Source organism: Propioniciclava soli, assembly GCF_014858005.1.
GTDB classification, from domain to species: Bacteria; Actinomycetota; Actinomycetes; order Propionibacteriales; family Propionibacteriaceae; genus Propioniciclava; species Propioniciclava soli.
This window is the reverse complement of sequence record NZ_JACYOT010000009.1, coordinates 1-15,823: the sequence shown is the minus strand read 5'-3', so window position 1 is coordinate 15,823 and position 15,823 is coordinate 1. Positions and strand designations below refer to the sequence as shown.

Genomic DNA, 15,823 nt, shown 5'->3' with positions numbered 1-15,823 from the left:
GGAAGAAGCTGTCGTGAAACGCGTCCTCGTGCTCTGGGCCGAAGGCACCTCGACCAACCTGGGCGTCCGCGTCCTCGGTGAGGGCACCCGCGCGCTCGCCGAGCAGGCCTGGCCTGGCGCGGAGGTCGAGTACCAGAGCTATGGTTCGGGCATCGCCCCCATCAACATCGCCGGTCCGCGAACTCTACTGCGCGAGCTCGTCTTCGACTCCCGCGGCGGCCGGTCGTGGCTGCAGTCGTTCGATGTCGTCATCGACACCGGGGCCGGGGACTCGTTCGCCGACATCTACGGCCTCCCGCGGCTGCGTGGCCGGGCGGCGATGGCCCTGTTCGTCAAGGCGCTGCACGTGCCGTACGTCCTGGGACCGCAGACGGTGGGGCCTTTCGAGACCGCCGAGGGCCGGCGGCTGGGACGCCTCATGCTGAAGACCGCCCGGCTCGCCCTGGCGCGGGACAGCGAGTCGGCCTATGCGGCCCGTGAGTTGGGCAGGCCGGTCGACCATGTCACGAGCGATGTGGTGTTCTTCCTGCCCCAGCCCGAGCGCAGCGTCGAGCACGACGTGCTCCTCAACGTGTCGGGCCTGCTGTGGACGTCGGACGCCCACGGCAGCGCCGCGAACTATCGGCGGGTGGTCGGCGAGGTCATCAATGGCCTCCGGCAACGGGGCCGGACGATCACCCTGCTCCCCCATGTGCTCGAATCCCGCTTCCCCGACAACGACATGCCGGCGATCACCGAGGTGGCCCGGGAACACGACCTGCCCGTGGCCGAGGTCGGCGACCTCCAGGACGTCCGCGCCCACGTCGCCGGGGCCGCCCTGGTGATCGGCTCGCGCATGCACGCCTGCCTGAACGCGCTCTCCGTGGGGACGCCTGCGCTCCCCCTGGCCTACTCCCGCAAGTTCGCGCCCCTGATGCGGGACCTGGGCTGGCACCACGTCGTCGACCTCAACGCGTCGCCCGATCCCGCCTCGGAACTCTTGGGGCTGCTCAACGCCCACGGCTCGGAGATGGCGAGCCAGGCCGAACAACTGCAGTGCGCCGCCCAGAGCCGCTGCGAGGAGTCGGTGGCGGCGCTGCGGACCGTGCTGTGACGACGCGCACGCTCGGTCAGGCCATCGCCCGCGTCGTCGCCGACGACAACTGCTCCGGTTGTGGCGCCTGCACCCAGCTTGGGGCAGGGATCACCATGCAACTCGACGCCCGGGGCTACCTCCGGCCGCGCCTCGCGCCCGGGGCCGGAGGCGAGCCCCAGAGCTCCTTCCCCGACGTCTGCCCGGGCGTCCGCGTCCGGCCCAACGCGGAGGGAGGCCGGGTCCACCCCACCATGGGCACTCACGTCGCCGCCTGGCGCGCCTGGGCCACTGCCCCCGACGTGCGCCACCGCGGCAGCAGCGGGGGGACGCTGACGGCGCTCTCGGCGTGGCTGCTGGAGAGCGGTCGGGCACGGTCCGTCGCCTCCGCCGCCGCCGACCCCGAAGACCCCCGCCGCACCCGCTCCCTGCCGGTGGTCGACCGTGCCGGTGCGCTCGCCTGCGCCGGGTCCCGGTACGCCCCCGCCTGCAGCGCCGCCTTGCCGGTCGGGGCGGGTGAGGCGTTCGTGGGGAAGCCCTGCGAGGCGTCCGCCACGCGTGCCCTGCACGCCGGTCAGGGGGCTTCCGCCCCCCTCATCCTCTCGTTCTTCTGCGCGGGCACGCCCAGCCAGCACGCCACCGACGACCTCGCGGCCGAGTTGGCCGCCGGTCAGCCCATAGCCGACCTCTGGTACCGCGGTCGCGGCTGGCCGGGCCAGTTCACGGTCGAGCGCGAGGGCGGCACCACGGCGTCCATCACCTACGACGAGTCCTGGGGCAAGCGGTTGGGGCCCACCACCCAGTGGCGCTGCAAGATCTGCGTCGACGGCATCGGCGATTCCGCCGATGTGGTCGCCGCCGACCTGTGGGAGACCGACGTACGCGGCTACCCGACCTTCGCGGCCGCCGACGGCTGCAGCGCGCTGATTGCCCGGACCGAACGCGGCCGGCAAACAGTGCTGGAGGCGGTGCGCGCCGGCGTCCTTGCGGTCGAGGAGATCGACATGGACCGCCTCGCTGCCGTCCAGCCCCTGCAGGTCCAACGTCGCACGACCCTGTTTGGCCGCCTGCTCGGCGTCCGGCTCGCCGGCCGTCGTGTGCCCGACTATCGTGGATTCGGGCTGGCCCGATGGGCGCTGAAGAGCCCCCGCGCCGCCGTCCGCGCGCTCCGCGGCTCGTGGCGGCGGACGCGCAGGGCGCGCACCGCGCTCTCCGTCGAAGCGGACGGCCCGCGCTCGTGACGGCTTCCCATCAGACGCCTCCCAGCGATCCCGCAGCAGGGCCAGGCCTCGGTCGCCGGGCCGCGCGCGGTGCGGCAGTCAGCGTTGGCGGCCAGGGCGTCAAGGCCATCGTGCAGATGGCGGGCGTCGTGGTGCTCGCCCGGCTGCTCTCCCCCGCCGATTACGGCATCCTCGCCCTCACCACGGTGGTGGTCGGGGTCGGCGAGATCTTCCGGGACTTCGGGCTCTCCACAGCCGCGGTGCAAGCCCGCACCCTGTCGGGTCAGCAGCGCAGTCAGCTGTTCTGGATCAACCTCGCTATCGGGGTGCTCCTCGCGGGGATGGTGGTCGTTGCGGCACCCTTCGTCGCACAGTTCTTCGGCCAACCGGCCCTGACGGACGTCATGCGTGCGCTGTCGCTCACGTTCCTTCTCAACGGGGCTGCCACCCAGTACCGCGCGTCCCTGGAGCGGGCACTGCGGTTCAAGCGGATAGCGCTCATCGACGCGACATCGCCGGTGTTCGGGCTGGCGGTCGCGATCGGCTTGGCCCTGGCCGGCGCCGGGGTGTGGGCCCTGGTGGCCCAACAGCTGACGACGGGGCTGGTGCTGATGGTGATGCTCGTCGTGAGCGGCGGATGGGCCCCAGGCCTTCCCCGGCGGGGCGTTCACATGGACGGCATGCTCCGGTTCGGCTGGAACATGGTGGGGAATCAGCTGGTGGGTTACGCCGCCAACAACGTGGATTCCCTCCTCATCGGGTGGCGACTGGGGATCGCGCCTCTGGGCGTGTACAACCGCGCCTTCCAGTTGCTTATGCAGCCCTACAACCAGATCAGGGTCCCGATCACACGTGTGGCCATCCCCATCCTGTCGCGCCTGCAGGGCGAGCCTGATCGCTACTGGGCCTTCCTGCTGCGCGGACAGATCGCCCTGGGCTACACGCTCTGCGCCGCACTGTTTCTCGTCTCCGGGTCGGCGCGCCCTGTGACGTCCCTCCTCCTGGGTGCGCCCTGGCTGGAGGCCTCCCCCCTGCTCGCCCTGCTCGCGATCGGGGCGAGCCTGCAGTCGCTGGCGATGGTTGCCTACTGGGTCTACGTGACGAAAGGCTTGACCGGGCACCTGTTCCAGTGGTCGCTGATCTCGGCAGCCCTGAAGATCGCGTGCATCGTGGCAGGCAGTTTCTTTGGGTTGGTGGGGATCGCCACGGGCTACGCGGCGGCGCCGCTCGTCGCGTGGCCCCTCTCGTTCCTGTGGCTGTCCCGAAAGGTCGACATGCCGCTGCCGGCCATCTACGCCGGCGCGCTGCGGATCTTCCTCGTCGGGGGTCTGGCCGGCGGGGCCTCCTTCGCGCTCGACGTCTTCGCCACCCACGGCCTGCCCGACGTCGTGGCGATCGTGCTCAACACCTTGGCGGGGTTGACCGCGGCGGCCCTCGCCTTGATCCTGCCCGGCGTCCGGAGCGACGTCCTCAGGATCCGGGAAACCGTCGGGATGCTCCGCCCCTGACGTCCCCCTTGTCGGTGACCTGTCACCCCGCCGGGGAGTTATCCACGGTCCCGCTCGGCGTCATACTGGAAACATGACCTGCAGTGGAGGCCGAAGCGGAGGGGGGTGCGCGTGAGCGCATCCGACCTCCAGACGCTGCTGCTCTTGGCCATCGCCCTGCTCGCCGGCACCCTCGCGGTGATCATGGCCCTGAAGAAGCCGTGGTGGGCCGCCGTGGTGGCTGTGGCATCCCTCCCCCTGGTGCCGTACTGGGTGGGCGTCTCCGTCGCCATCTTTTACGTCCCGGCCTCCCTCGGACTGGCCTTCTTGGCCACGATCGCGATCCTGCGCAGAGGTACGGCCCGTCCCCGCCTCGGTGCGGTAGACGCTGCCCTCCTCGCTCTGCTGGCCCTGGTACTGCTCGCCTTCCTCCTCCGGCTGGTGACCATCGCCCAGGCCTACGCCTTCGTCCAGTGGTTCACCATCTATGCCTTCGCCCGGGTGGCGGCCAGCGCCTACGGCGTCCGTCGGCTGGCGACCGTGTTCGTCACCACCGCGGCGGTGGCGGCCGGCTTCATCCTTTTGGAAGCTGCCACGGGCATCAATGTCTGGGCACGTTTCGTCCGGTTCGGGGGCCTGTACTCCACGTGGGGAACCCTCCAGTACCGCGGCGGGGTGCTGCGCGCCGAGGGTGCCTTCGGCCACTCCATCGCCGCGGGAGGATCGCTCGCGGTGGCGGCGGTGCTCGCACTGGACGCCCGACTCAAGCTCGGGCAGCGGCTGGGGTTGGTGGCGCTCCTTCTGGCCGCCACCCTGGCCACGTTCAGCCGCCTCGGGATGGCGACGGCCGCCGCCGGGGTCGCCGTGGCACTCCTTGCCGGACGCTTCGACCTGTCCCGGCGTGCCCGGGCGGCCCTCCTGGGCGTGCTGGCCGTGAGTGCCATCTTCTTCGTGCTCTTCCTTTCGTCCGTGTTCGCCGAATCGGGTAGCGAGGCCGCCAACAGCGCGGCCTACCGCACGTGGCTGCTGGAACTCGTACCGACCACGCAACCGCTCGGCACTGCCGACAGCTACGCGCGCACCACCGACGGCCGCGTCACGTACGGGGCGTTCCGCTCCATCGACAGCGCCTTGCTCCTGTTCGCCCTGGCCTACGGCTGGCTGCCCACCATCGTCGTGATCGCCCTGGCCACCCTCTCGGTCGCTTGGGCGCTCTCCTTCCGCGCCGGGACAGCCGCCATCGCGGTGGCCGCCCAGGCGGCCTCTCTCACCTCTGTCGCCCTGATCACGCAGTACGGACTGATATTCTGGCTCGCGGTCGGATGGGCAGTCACTGAGGTCCTGCAACGACGGCCGATCCCCTCGCCGGCGCCCGAGGGCCTGGTGGTCGGATCCGCCGGCCCCCCTGTCCCCCAAGCCAGAGTTCGCGAGGAACCCGTCGGATGTTGAAGCACGCCAACCTGTCCACGATCAAGCACCACTGGCTGCTCGTGACCGTTCTCACCCTCCTTGGCGGGCTGGTCGCCTTCGGGCTGTCCTCGCTGATGACGCCGCAGTACCGGTCTTCCGCGTCCCTCTACTTCACGCTCAACTTCGGCAACACGGCCAGCGACCTCGCGCAGGGGTCCACCTACACGTCGAACCAAATGACGTCATTCGGCGAACTGGCCTCCTCGCCGGTCGTGCTCCAGCCGGTGATCGACCGACTCCAGTTGCCGATGAGTACGGAACAGCTCGGCAGGGTGGTCAACATCAGCACCCCCCGCGAGACGGTGATCATGGACGTGGCCGTCGCGACCGCCGATCCCCAGCGCTCCGCGGAGATCGCCAACGCCATCGCCGCCCAGGCGAAGACCGTCATCGAGGAGTATGCACCGCGGACGCGCGAGGGTGCCTCGACCGTCACCGTGCGGACGATCAAGGAGGCGACCCCGCCCACCTACCAGTTCGCCCCCGACAAGCGCACGAACACGGCGCTGGGCCTGTTCGCCGGCCTCCTGGCCGGCGTGCTCGCGGCCATCTCGATCGCCACGCTGGACAACAAGGTCCGCGGCGAGGCCTCCCTGGCCGAGACCGGGAAGGTCACGTTCCTGGGGTCGCTGCGCTCCCGCTCGGGCAAGGGCGGCGGTCACGAGGCCACGGTGCTTCAGGAACCGACCGGCAGCGCCGCCGAGGAGTACCGCCAACTGCGCTCCAGCCTGCGCTACGTGACCCTGAGCAAGCAGCCGCTCGCTCTGGTGGTCTCGTCGGCCACGCCCGGTGAGGGCAAGTCGACCGTGGCGGTCAACCTCGCGGCCGTGATCGCCGAATCCAGCCGGAGCGTCCTCCTCATCGACGCCGACCTCCGCCGACCCCGCGTGGCCAGTTACGCCCAGATCGACGGGTCCGTGGGCGTCACCGATGTCCTCGTGGGGCAGGCGGAGTTGAGCGACACCATCCAGCCGCTGGGGGATTCCGGCGTTGACATCCTGCCGGCCGGGGGTTCGGCCCCCAACCCCGCCGAGTTGCTTTCCTCGCCCCAGATGGCCGAGATCCTGGATTACGGCCGGCAGCACTACGACGCCGTCATCATCGACACCGCCCCCGTCCTCGTGGTGGCGGACGCCCTCGCCCTCACCACGATCACCGACGGCATCGTCCTGGTCGCGCGCGTGGACAAGACCAGGAAGCGAGACCTGCAGGTCGCGCTGGAGACGACGCAAGGGGCCGGGGCGAACGTGCTCGGCGTCGTCCTCAACGGGGCCCGTGCGCGGCAGACCGACCGCGACCGCTACTACGACTACAAGCCGGCGATCGCGCCGGCGTCGAGCGCCGAGCCGGCGGTGTCGTGACGGCTCGCCCGATGGCCCAGACGGCCCGGCCCCTGGTGACGCTCGTCTGCACGGCGAACGTCTGCCGCTCCGTGTACGCGGCGGCCCTGCTCTCCACCGGTGCCTCGGCGCTCCCCGCCGACGTCACCAGCGCGGGCGTCTCCGCGCACCCGCGCCTGGCGACCTGTCCCCTCGTGCTCGAACGCCTCACGAGCCGCGACCTGCCGGTCTCCTCCGCGCCCCCGCGGCCGCTGGAGGCGGAGCTGGTCGCGTCCAGCGCGCTGGTCCTGACCATGACGGCCGAACAGCGGGGGGAGGCGGGCCGGATCGCCCCCGCCGCGCGGCAGCACGTTTTCACGCTCATCGAGGCCACCGCGCTCGCGGAGGCGCTGCTCGAGCGCCTCGAGGGCCGGCCGACGTTCAGCGAGTGGGTCACCGCCCTCGGGGGGCTGCGGGGACGCGTCCAGCTGCCGGTCACGCCGGTGCGCGTCGGCCGCTGGCCCCGTCGGCACGTCGAGCACGTCCCGGACATCGGCATCCCGGACGGGCACACGAGCGACCGCACCGTGGATCATCTGAACGCCCTGCGCTCGGTGGAGGAGTACACCGGACGCCTCGCGGCCGCCGCCCTCCGCGCGCTCGGCGGCCCTCACCCCCAGGAGAACCGATGACAGCCCCCCTCAGGGTCCTGATGTCCTTCCCCCGCCCCCGGGAGGTCACGAACCCCTTCAACACCCTCCTCATGGACGCCGTCGCGGCGCGGCCCGGCGTCACCGTCCACACCTTTTCTTGGCGTCGCGCCCTGCTCGGCGACTACGACGTCTTCCATGTGCACTGGCCCGAGATCCTGGTCGACGGCCACAGCCCGCTTAAAAAGGTCGTCCGGCAGGCGCTCTTCGCCGGCCTGCTGCTGCGCCTGAAGCTCTCCGGACGCCCGCTCGTGCGCACACTGCACAACCTGGAGCTCCCCCAGGGCATCACCGCCCGCGAGCGCGTGCTGCTCCGCTGGGCCGAGCGCTGGACCACCCTGTGGATCGTCATCAACACGAGCACAACGGGGCCCGACGGTGCGGCGTCCGCCCTGTCGCTGCACGGGCACTACCGCGATTGGTACGACCGCCTCCCCCGCGCCGAGGTGGCCCCCGGCCGGGTGGGCTTCTTCGGCCGGATCCGCCGCTACAAGAACGCCGTGGGGCTCGTTCTCGCCTTCCGCGAGCTGGACGACCCGAGCCTCGAGCTCCGCATCGCCGGCATGCCGTCGAGCGACGCGCTCACCGACGAGATCACCGCGGCGGCCGGAGACGATGCGCGCATCGACCTCGACTTCCGCTTCATCGACGACCCCGACCTCGTCCGGCTCGTGACCAGTTCCGAGCTCGTCGTCCTCCCCTACCCCGAGATGCACAACTCGGGGAGCGCGTTCGCGGCGCTGTCGATGGGCCGCCCCGTCCTGCTCCCCGACAACGAGGTGAACCGCCTGCTCGCCGAGGAGGTGGGGTCCGGGTTCGTACAGCTGTTCTCCGGCGATCTCACCGGCAACCACATCCGGGCCGCCCTCGATGCGGTCCGGGAGCTACCCGCGGACGCCCGACCCGATCTCTCCCAGCGAGAGTGGCCCCTGATCGGCGAGCAGCACGAGGCCGCCTACCGCGAGGCCATCGCCCTCACCCGCTTACCGTGGGGGCGCCAACGGTCGCTCAAGGAGCCGGTCTGATCCGCAGGCACATCTCGACCCCACATCGCTCGTTGGACGGTGCCCTGTCTGATAGCACTGGCGAATGGGGACCGCTGGGTAAGATGATGACGCCAGAGTACGAAGATGCGCTGACGAGTCATGATGGGGGCTGGGCGAAGTGGACATGCGATGCGCGCTCCAGCGCACCGGCAAGATGTTGGACAGCGCCAGGCGCGTAGGACGTCGAGGAGCACGCAAGGTGCGTGGCTGGCTCCGCGGGCATCCAGGCGGCCGCATAGATGCCGATGTCAAGATCCGTGGGGCTGGGGAGTTGCGGATGGCCGAGGGCAGCCTCATCTCCACGGGAGCGCGGATCTTCATCGACGAGGGCGCTGTGCTGACTTTGGGCAAGCAGGCGAAGATCGGGCCGCTTGATCGGATCAACGTGCTGGCAGGTCTGAGCATTGGTGATTTCACGGAACTGTCGTGGCAAGTACAGGTGATGGACACGGACTTCCACGAGATCACCTACGCGGACGGCAGCAAGAGCGTCAAGACGCTTCCGATCGTCATCGGAAACCGCGTCCTCATCGGAACGGGGGCGATCATTCTCAAGGGGGTGACCATCGGCGACGGCGCCGTCGTTGCAGCGGGCGCGGTGGTGACGAAGGACGTCCCCCCAGGCGCGATCGTCGGTGGCAACCCTGCTCGTGTCATTGGACACGGGTCCTTCGCCAAACCCTGATAATCGACGTCTGGCCTGGACCGGCGGTCAGGGACGAGGTGCCGACGCCCCGCGTGCTCCGGCGCGCTGACGGTCCGGCTGGCTGGCCACGTCGCCACTTCCGCGCATCACCGAAGCGAAAGGGGACTCCCCGGTCATGGACCGGGGGGTCTCCTTTCGTTGCTCAGGCCGGGAGGACCGTGAACTGGTCCAAAGAGGCGGTGAGTGGCCCGTTGGTGACAGTGGAACCCGTGTACAGCTTCACCGCTACGTTGCCGGCGACCTGCAGCTCCGGGGTGGTATCGGACACCGTCACGGTCGAGGCCGTAGGAACGGCGTCCGTCGCGCGCCACACCCACCCGGACAGGGTCGTGTCGACCGCATCGAAGCGGACGTTGAGCTTCTCCCCCGCGACGTAGTTGAACCCGTTCAGCACGGTCGTGGCCAGCACGGTCTCGACGCCGTTGACAGTCCTGGACACGTACAGCCGCAGCGCTCCCGAGGCCTCAAACCGCGCCGTGAGGGTGTAATCGGATGTTCCATTGATCCTCGTCTGTATCCGGTGGTAGTACGGGCCAACGTTCGGCGCCTTGTTGAGCGCGAGGTCGGTGACCACGGAGACGTCCCTCGCGGACACCCCAGTGAGGCGTGCCAGGCGCGTGGCCCCGGAGGGGACCAAGACCCTGCCAGCTGCCCCGTCGGTCGAGAATCCGGTCGAGGTGTTGAGCATCCACGCCCCGCCCACGTCGGCGGAACCCCACCCGGAGGCGGTCCGCGTGAAGTTGTCCTGGGCAAGGGCCTGCACCGCCGGGGCGGTGACCGCGACCTGCTCCGTCGTCGTCGCGGTGGCGCCGCGATCGTCGGTCACGGTCAGGCGGACCGTGTAGGTTCCCGCCGCCGCGTAGGTGTGGGACGCTGTGGGGCCGGTGGCGGTCGCCCCATCCCCAAAGGTCCACGCGTAGGAGGCGATGGAGCCGTCCGGATCGCTGGACCCAGTGCCGTTGACGGACGCCGTCAGGTCTAGCACACCCGCAGTGATGGCCGCCGTAGGCGGCTGGTTTGGCGCCGGGACGCTCACCGTCACCTGCTTGGCGGAGTCAGCGGTCGCCCCCCGGTCGTCCGTGACGGTCAGGGTCACCGTGTAGGTGCCCGACGCCGCATAGGTGTGGGACGCCGTCGCACCGGTCGCCATCGCCCCGTCACCGAAGCTCCAGGCATGAGAGACGATGGTGCCGTCGGCGTCCGCGGAGGACGCCCCGTCGACCGAGACAGCGAGATTCTGGGCGGAGGTGGTGAAGGACGCCGCGGGAGCTTGGTTCGGGACCTCGACACGCCGAACCGTGATCAGGTCCGTCGCCGCCACGATCGGCGCGTTGGTGACGCTGCTGCCGGCGTACCACCTGAGGGCCACATTGCCTGGTGACTGCAGGGTGGCCGTACCATCGGTCACCGCGATCATCGGCGTGGCCGGCTCGGCGGTTCCCTCGCGCCAGACAGAACCGACCAGTGAGGTGCCCACCACGTCGAAGCGCACGGACAGCTTGTCACCAGCGGCGTAGGTGAAGCCGCTGAGGGTCGTGGACTTCAAGGTCGTCTCCACCCCCGCAACCGTCCGGGAGAGCAAGACTTTCAGCGCCCCCGACGCGTCCACGCGGGTCGTCAGCGTGTAGTACGAGTTCCCCACCACCCGCGCCTGCACCTGGTGCAGGAAGGCGCCACCCGCAGGAGCCTTCTCAAGCGCCACATCGGTGACAATCGACACATCCTTGGCCGACACCCCGGTCAGCCGGGCCAGGCGGGTCGCGCCGGCGGGCACCGCCACTTGGCCGGTGGTCCCCCTGGTCGCGAAGCCGGTCGGGGTGTTCAGCGTCCACGCGCCGCCAACCTCGGCGGTGCCCCAGCCGGCCGCGGTGCGGTCGAACGAATCCAGGGCCACGACGTCGGGGGCGATCGCATCCACCGTCACCGCACGGGTTGTGGTGGCGGTGGCGCCCTTGTTGTCGGTGACCGTCAGCATCACGGTGTAGCTGCCCGCGGCCGCGTAGGCGTGCTGCGCCGTCGCGCCGGCATCGGTCTGCCCGTCGCCGAAGTCCCAAGCGTAGGAGGCCACCGAGCCGTCGGCGTCCGAGGACGCCGAGCCGTCGACCGCGAGAGCCAAGCCCTGCTTGGCGGCGGTGAAGGAGGCCACCGGGGCGACATTCGGGCTGACGGTCACCTCGCGGGTGGCCTGGCCCACGGCGCCATGCTCGTCGGTGACCGTGAGTGTGACCGTGTAGGTGCCGGCCGCGGCGTAGGTGTGGGTGGCCACCGGATCGACCGACTCGGTGCCGTCACCGAAGTCCCACGCGTGGGAAGCCACTGCACCGTCCGCGTCCGTCGAGCCCCTGCCGTCGAGGGTCACGGTCAGCTCGTCGACCGCCGGGTTCGCGATCGCCGCGACCGGGAGTGCGTTGGGCTTCACGACGGTGAGTTCGCGGCTGTAGCTCGAGGTGGCGCCGTCGTCGTCGGTCACCGACAGGGTCACGATGTACGTGCCGCCGGCCGCATAGGTGTGGCTCGCCGTCGGGCCGGACGCCGTGGCGCCGTCGCCGAAGTTCCACGCCCACGACTGGATGCTGCCGTCGCTGTCGCTGGACGCGGCGGAGTCGGTTGCGATCGCGAGTCCTTCCTGGGTGACCGCGAAGTCGGCAGCGGGGGCTGCGTTGGTGTCGACGAAGGCATTCACCTGGAAGTTGTCCACCGTCACGGCCAGCGGGAGGCTCGTCATGGCGCCGGAGGTGTAGGGCATCATGCCCACGGCCCCCGCTCCCTGAAGCTCCGGTTGATCGTCCGTGACCCTTACCGTCGGCGCAAGGGGCTCGGGCGAACCCGCCGCCCAGACCTTGGCCTCCAAGACGCTGGCGTTGGTGCCATGCACGTCGAACCGGAGGTTCAGCCGCTGCCCAGGCGTATAGGTGATCCCGGTCGCCCAGACCCACTTCAGGGCGGTCTCGGTGGCGCCCACCTTCTTGCTGAGCGTGACGCGCACCGAACCGTTCGTCTCGAAGCGAGTGACGAGCTTGTAGGAGTTGCCGCCGCTGAGGCGAGCCTGCAGTTGGTGGAGGTACACGCCGCCGGCAGGAACCTTGTCGAGGGCCACATCCGTCAGCATCGTGATGTCACGGGCGCTGACGTTGCCCAAGCTGGCGGAGGGGCCGGAGGCCGCCTTGGACAGGTTGACGACCCCTTGAGTGCCGTTGGTGGAGAAGTAGGCCGAGCCGGAGTCCGTCCAGGCCCCGCCCACGGACGCCGTCCCCCAGCGGGAACCCGCCCGGTTGAACGTGTCGCGAGCGATCACCTGCGTGCTCGGGTCCGTGGCGACCGAGACCGCCTTGGAGAGGGTCTTCACGGCGCCCTGGTTGTCGACAACCGTGAGCTTCACCGTGTAGGTACCCGGTGCGCCGTAGTCATGGGACGCCGTAGGGCCCGTCGCCCGGCCACCGTCGCCGAACTCCCAGCCGTAGGCCGCGATGGAGCCATCGGCGTCAACCGAGCCAGTCGAGTCGAAGGCCACGGTCAGGTCGGTCGGGTTCGCCGTGAAGGCGGCCGTCGGCTGCTGGTTGGTGAGCGCGGCGGAGGCGGCCGCGTAGTGCGCCTGCACCTGGGCGGCGGTCAGCTCGGTGGGGTACACCGCGACCTCATCGATGGCGCCGTTGAAGTAGGCCGACGTCCCGGCGTTCGGCCAGTTGGGCATCTTGTCGCCACCCACGCGCCAGTAGCCGGGGATGTCCTCGGCGCGTGTCGCGGACGTGTTCGAGGCAACGAGCTGGCCGTCGACGTACAGCTTGACACCGCCCGGGGACAGGCTGGCGACCGCGTAGTGCCAGGCGCCGTCGCGGTAGGTGCCGGGGGACGTGATGCTCTTGATCGAGCCGTCGTAGACGCCGAAGGTCAGCCTGCCCGCGTTGTTCATGTACAGGTTGCGGTCGTTCGCCCCGGACGAGCCGGTGGCCGAGCTGCCCCAGCCCATCAGCTTGCCGCCGGACAGGGAGGTGGTCTTGAACCACAGCTCGGTGGTGAACACCTGCTGCGGGGGAAGCGCGGCACCCGCCGTCCCAGCGGTTCCGGTCGAGGTCCCGCTGAACTGGGTGGCGGTGTCGGCGTTCCCGGCGAGTGCGCCCGCCCTCCCGCCGGTGGTGCCGGTGCCGAGCGTCAGCGGTCGGCTCCCCGCGACGTCCTGCGTCGTGCGGATGCCGGAGGCCTGGCCCATCCGCCAGTAGTGCTCAGCGCCGTCGGTCGCGACGACGGATGCGTAGGGATCGCTGACCGTGCTGACGGTGATAGTGGTGGTGTCGCTGGTCTTGGAGTTGCCGTCGGCATCCGTGGCGATCACGTAGTAGGAATACGTCCAGCCGGGGATCACGTCGGCGTCGCTGAAGCGCAGGGTCGGGCGGGTCCACGGGTTGGAGGGCGACGTTGCGGTCGCGACGGGGTTGGCCTCACCCTTGTCTGTGCGGACGACCTTGTACGAAAGCGTGGCGCCGTCCCGGTCCCACGAGGTCAGGTAGCTGCCCTGGACGGACGTGGTGGCAGACTGAAGGACCGGGGCCGTCTCGGCGCGCAGCCCGGACGGTCCGGCGCTCGGCTGGGTCACCACGTTGCGCGTCGCGAAGCGCACCAGGCCCTGCTGCTGCACGCCGTTGACCGCGAGGAACTCCCCGCCGATGGCCAAGTAGTCGCCGCTCGTCTCCGTGGTCCACCCGGCCTGGTCAACGCCGGTGTAGGTGCCGGGGACCCAGTCGTTCACCCAGTGCACCTGGGCCCCGGTGGGCATGCCTTCGAAGTTGACGTAATGGCCGCCGGTCTGGGTGTTGCGATTGACGGTGCCCTGCGGCGCGATGGTCCAGCCGTCCGCGGCGTAGTAGCGACGCGGGTTAATCTCCGGGAAGCCGCCCGAGTTGGAGCACATGTGGTGGTGGCTCACGCTGTACACGACGCCGTTGAGCGGGGCCGCGTCGTAGGTGTCGCCGTGGCAGTCGATCAGGTTCTGAATCGTGCCATCGTAGGCGTCCGCGACGACGATGCCCTCCAGGTCCCCGTCCCCGTAGGCGAAACCGGTGGACATGACTTGGTTGCCGAACACCTTGAGCGACATGAGACCGGACGCGTCCGTGGTGTTGTCGATGCGCTGAGAGGCAGCGAAGGGGTAGGACGCGCCGGTGACCGCGTCCAGGCTCCCGATGGAGCGATTGAGCGAACCATTGAGCGTCGTGAAGCTGCCCGAGACCACGACACGGTCCTGAGCGGGGGTCACGCCGAGTGCGTAGACGGTGTGGTCGGCGGTGGGGGCCCAGTCCAGCACGGAGCCGTCGGCCGCCGACACCGCAGCCAGCCGGGTGCGCGGGACGTTGTTGACGGCGGTGAACCAGCCACCCAGGTAGACCTTGGTGTCGGTGGCCGCGATGCCGAACACGTCGCTTCCGGCGATGGGGTTGAAGGAGGTGTCGAGCGAACCGTCCGAGGTGCGGAACGCCGCGATCCTCCAGCGCGCGGCGCCGTCCACGCTGGTGAAGGAGCCGCCGATGTAGATCCGCGAGCCGTCGGGGGACGCTGTGATCGTCCGGATCCGCCCGTTGACGGACGGTGCCCACGACGTCATGACGCCCGTGCGGATGTCGTAGGACATGACGTTGGCGCGCGGGGACTCGCTCTGACCGGCCGGGGCGCCGGCGGGGCGTGCCGCCGTAAACTCGCCGGCCACGTACACGGTGTTGCCGACGATCACCTGATCCCACACCACGCCGTTGACCTGCGCGGTGGGCAGCACATCAGAGGTGACAGCGGTGGCGGGGTTGTCGACAGGCGGGACCGCGGCGGCCTGCGCCACACTGGGCAGCAAGGCCTGCGTGCCCAAGGCCAGCAGGAGCGAAACGACGCCGGCCATCAGGCCGCGTGCGTTGAACGAATGTGGCACGAGTGGAATCCCCCTACTGGTGCGCGATGAAACCGCGCCTGTCGCGCACCCGGCGACGACGAACTGATTCTAACTTTGAGAACGTCTGCCCCGCATTCCCTCCCGCGGGTGACTGACGGTGCTCAGGAGCGATGGGGCTGTCGAGCAGCAACCGGTACGAGTGTCGGCCGGGGCGGTTGGTCAGGAGGGTTCGGCGCCCAGCGCAACTTCTCAGATATCGCCAGTGAAGACGACCGTGGGCAGCGTCGGCTGGACTGAAACCTCGACGTGGACCGGTTTGCGACTCTGTTCCGGAACGGCGAACACGTACACGCCCTGCCCGGAAGCGCCAGCCGCGAGGGACCCGGCGAACCACTTGGCGGGGCTGCCAGTCATACCCGAACCCGGGCGTCCCGCAGAGTCCTCGAGGTTGACCTGCACCGTTGACAGGTCGAGGGGCTTGTCCGTGCCGTTGGCGACATCGATGGTCACCGCGACCGCCGGGCCACTCACCTCCCCGGGGCCCTGCGCCGTCGCCGTGACGGCCCTCACCTCCGAGATGACGACCTTGACGGAGGGCAGTACCTCCGCGGGATTCCCGATGGACTCCTTCTTGGTCTCGGGGGCCTTGCCAGGGGACACCGTCACGCTCGCCCCGCCGGTGCCGCCCGGGGCTGGAACCGGCGTGGTCGGGGCGGGAGGCAGGGTGGTCCCCTCGACGCCCGGGCGGTTCCCGGACGCCGACGGGACCGGGGCACTCCCGGCCGTGCAGCTGGCCAGGGCCAGCCCTGCAGCCAGCGTCAATACCAAGAAGCGGACGCCACCTCGAGGGGTGGTAGCGCGTTCGATCACTGTGCCTCCACGGCGAACCGGTCCACGCTGGCCGCCAGCGGCAGCGATGTG

Annotated in this window: 9 protein-coding genes and 1 pseudogene; 8 read left to right on the top strand and 2 right to left on the bottom strand. The window is 70.1% G+C overall.

Annotation, left to right across the window (positions count from 1 at the left end):
- The first annotated feature begins 13 nt into the window (after nucleotides 1-13).
- The 8 genes and pseudogenes from IFY26_RS10940 to IFY26_RS18390 form a co-directional block, all read left to right on the top strand.
- A complete protein-coding gene (locus tag IFY26_RS10940; RefSeq protein ID WP_232549045.1) occupies nucleotides 14-1,093 on the top strand; it encodes a polysaccharide pyruvyl transferase family protein in 1,080 nt (359 codons plus the stop codon).
- Nucleotides 1,090-2,313, top strand: a complete 1,224-nt coding sequence (locus IFY26_RS10935; protein ID WP_232549044.1) for a Coenzyme F420 hydrogenase/dehydrogenase, beta subunit C-terminal domain — start codon at nucleotides 1,090-1,092, stop codon at nucleotides 2,311-2,313. The genes IFY26_RS10940 and IFY26_RS10935 overlap by 4 nt, the downstream gene beginning before the upstream one ends.
- Complete coding sequence (locus tag IFY26_RS10930; RefSeq protein ID WP_269779419.1) at nucleotides 2,202-3,800, top strand: lipopolysaccharide biosynthesis protein; 1,599 nt, start codon at nucleotides 2,202-2,204, stop codon at nucleotides 3,798-3,800. Before IFY26_RS10935 ends, IFY26_RS10930 begins: the two co-directional genes overlap by 112 nt.
- 111 nt (nucleotides 3,801-3,911) lie before the next feature.
- Nucleotides 3,912-5,228, top strand: coding sequence for a hypothetical protein (locus IFY26_RS10925; protein WP_232549042.1), 1,317 nt, complete (start codon nucleotides 3,912-3,914; stop codon nucleotides 5,226-5,228).
- Complete coding sequence (locus tag IFY26_RS10920; RefSeq protein ID WP_232549041.1) at nucleotides 5,222-6,610, top strand: tyrosine-protein kinase domain-containing protein; 1,389 nt, start codon at nucleotides 5,222-5,224, stop codon at nucleotides 6,608-6,610. The genes IFY26_RS10925 and IFY26_RS10920 overlap by 7 nt, the downstream gene beginning before the upstream one ends.
- A gap of 11 nt (nucleotides 6,611-6,621) precedes the next feature.
- Nucleotides 6,622-7,260, top strand: a complete 639-nt coding sequence (locus IFY26_RS10915; RefSeq protein ID WP_232549040.1) for an arsenate reductase/protein-tyrosine-phosphatase family protein — start codon at nucleotides 6,622-6,624, stop codon at nucleotides 7,258-7,260.
- On the top strand, nucleotides 7,257-8,303 hold the full coding sequence (locus IFY26_RS10910) for a glycosyltransferase family protein (RefSeq protein ID WP_232549039.1): 1,047 nt from the start codon (nucleotides 7,257-7,259) through the stop codon (nucleotides 8,301-8,303). The genes IFY26_RS10915 and IFY26_RS10910 overlap by 4 nt, the downstream gene beginning before the upstream one ends.
- Nucleotides 8,304-8,832: 529 nt before the next feature.
- Nucleotides 8,833-9,009 (top strand): annotated as a pseudogene (locus IFY26_RS18390) (DapH/DapD/GlmU-related protein); the annotation flags it as partial.
- A 163-nt stretch (nucleotides 9,010-9,172) separates the two neighbouring features.
- On the opposite strand, the gene IFY26_RS10900 reads toward IFY26_RS18390, so the two are convergent.
- The gene (locus IFY26_RS10900) at nucleotides 9,173-14,941 is read right to left on the bottom strand and encodes a PKD domain-containing protein (RefSeq protein WP_232549038.1); all 5,769 of its coding nucleotides are present in this window, start codon (nucleotides 14,939-14,941) and stop codon (nucleotides 9,173-9,175) included.
- 210 nt (nucleotides 14,942-15,151) lie between these two features.
- A complete protein-coding gene (locus IFY26_RS10895; RefSeq protein WP_232549037.1) occupies nucleotides 15,152-15,568 on the bottom strand; it encodes a hypothetical protein in 417 nt (138 codons plus the stop codon).
- Nucleotides 15,569-15,823 lie beyond the last annotated feature (255 nt).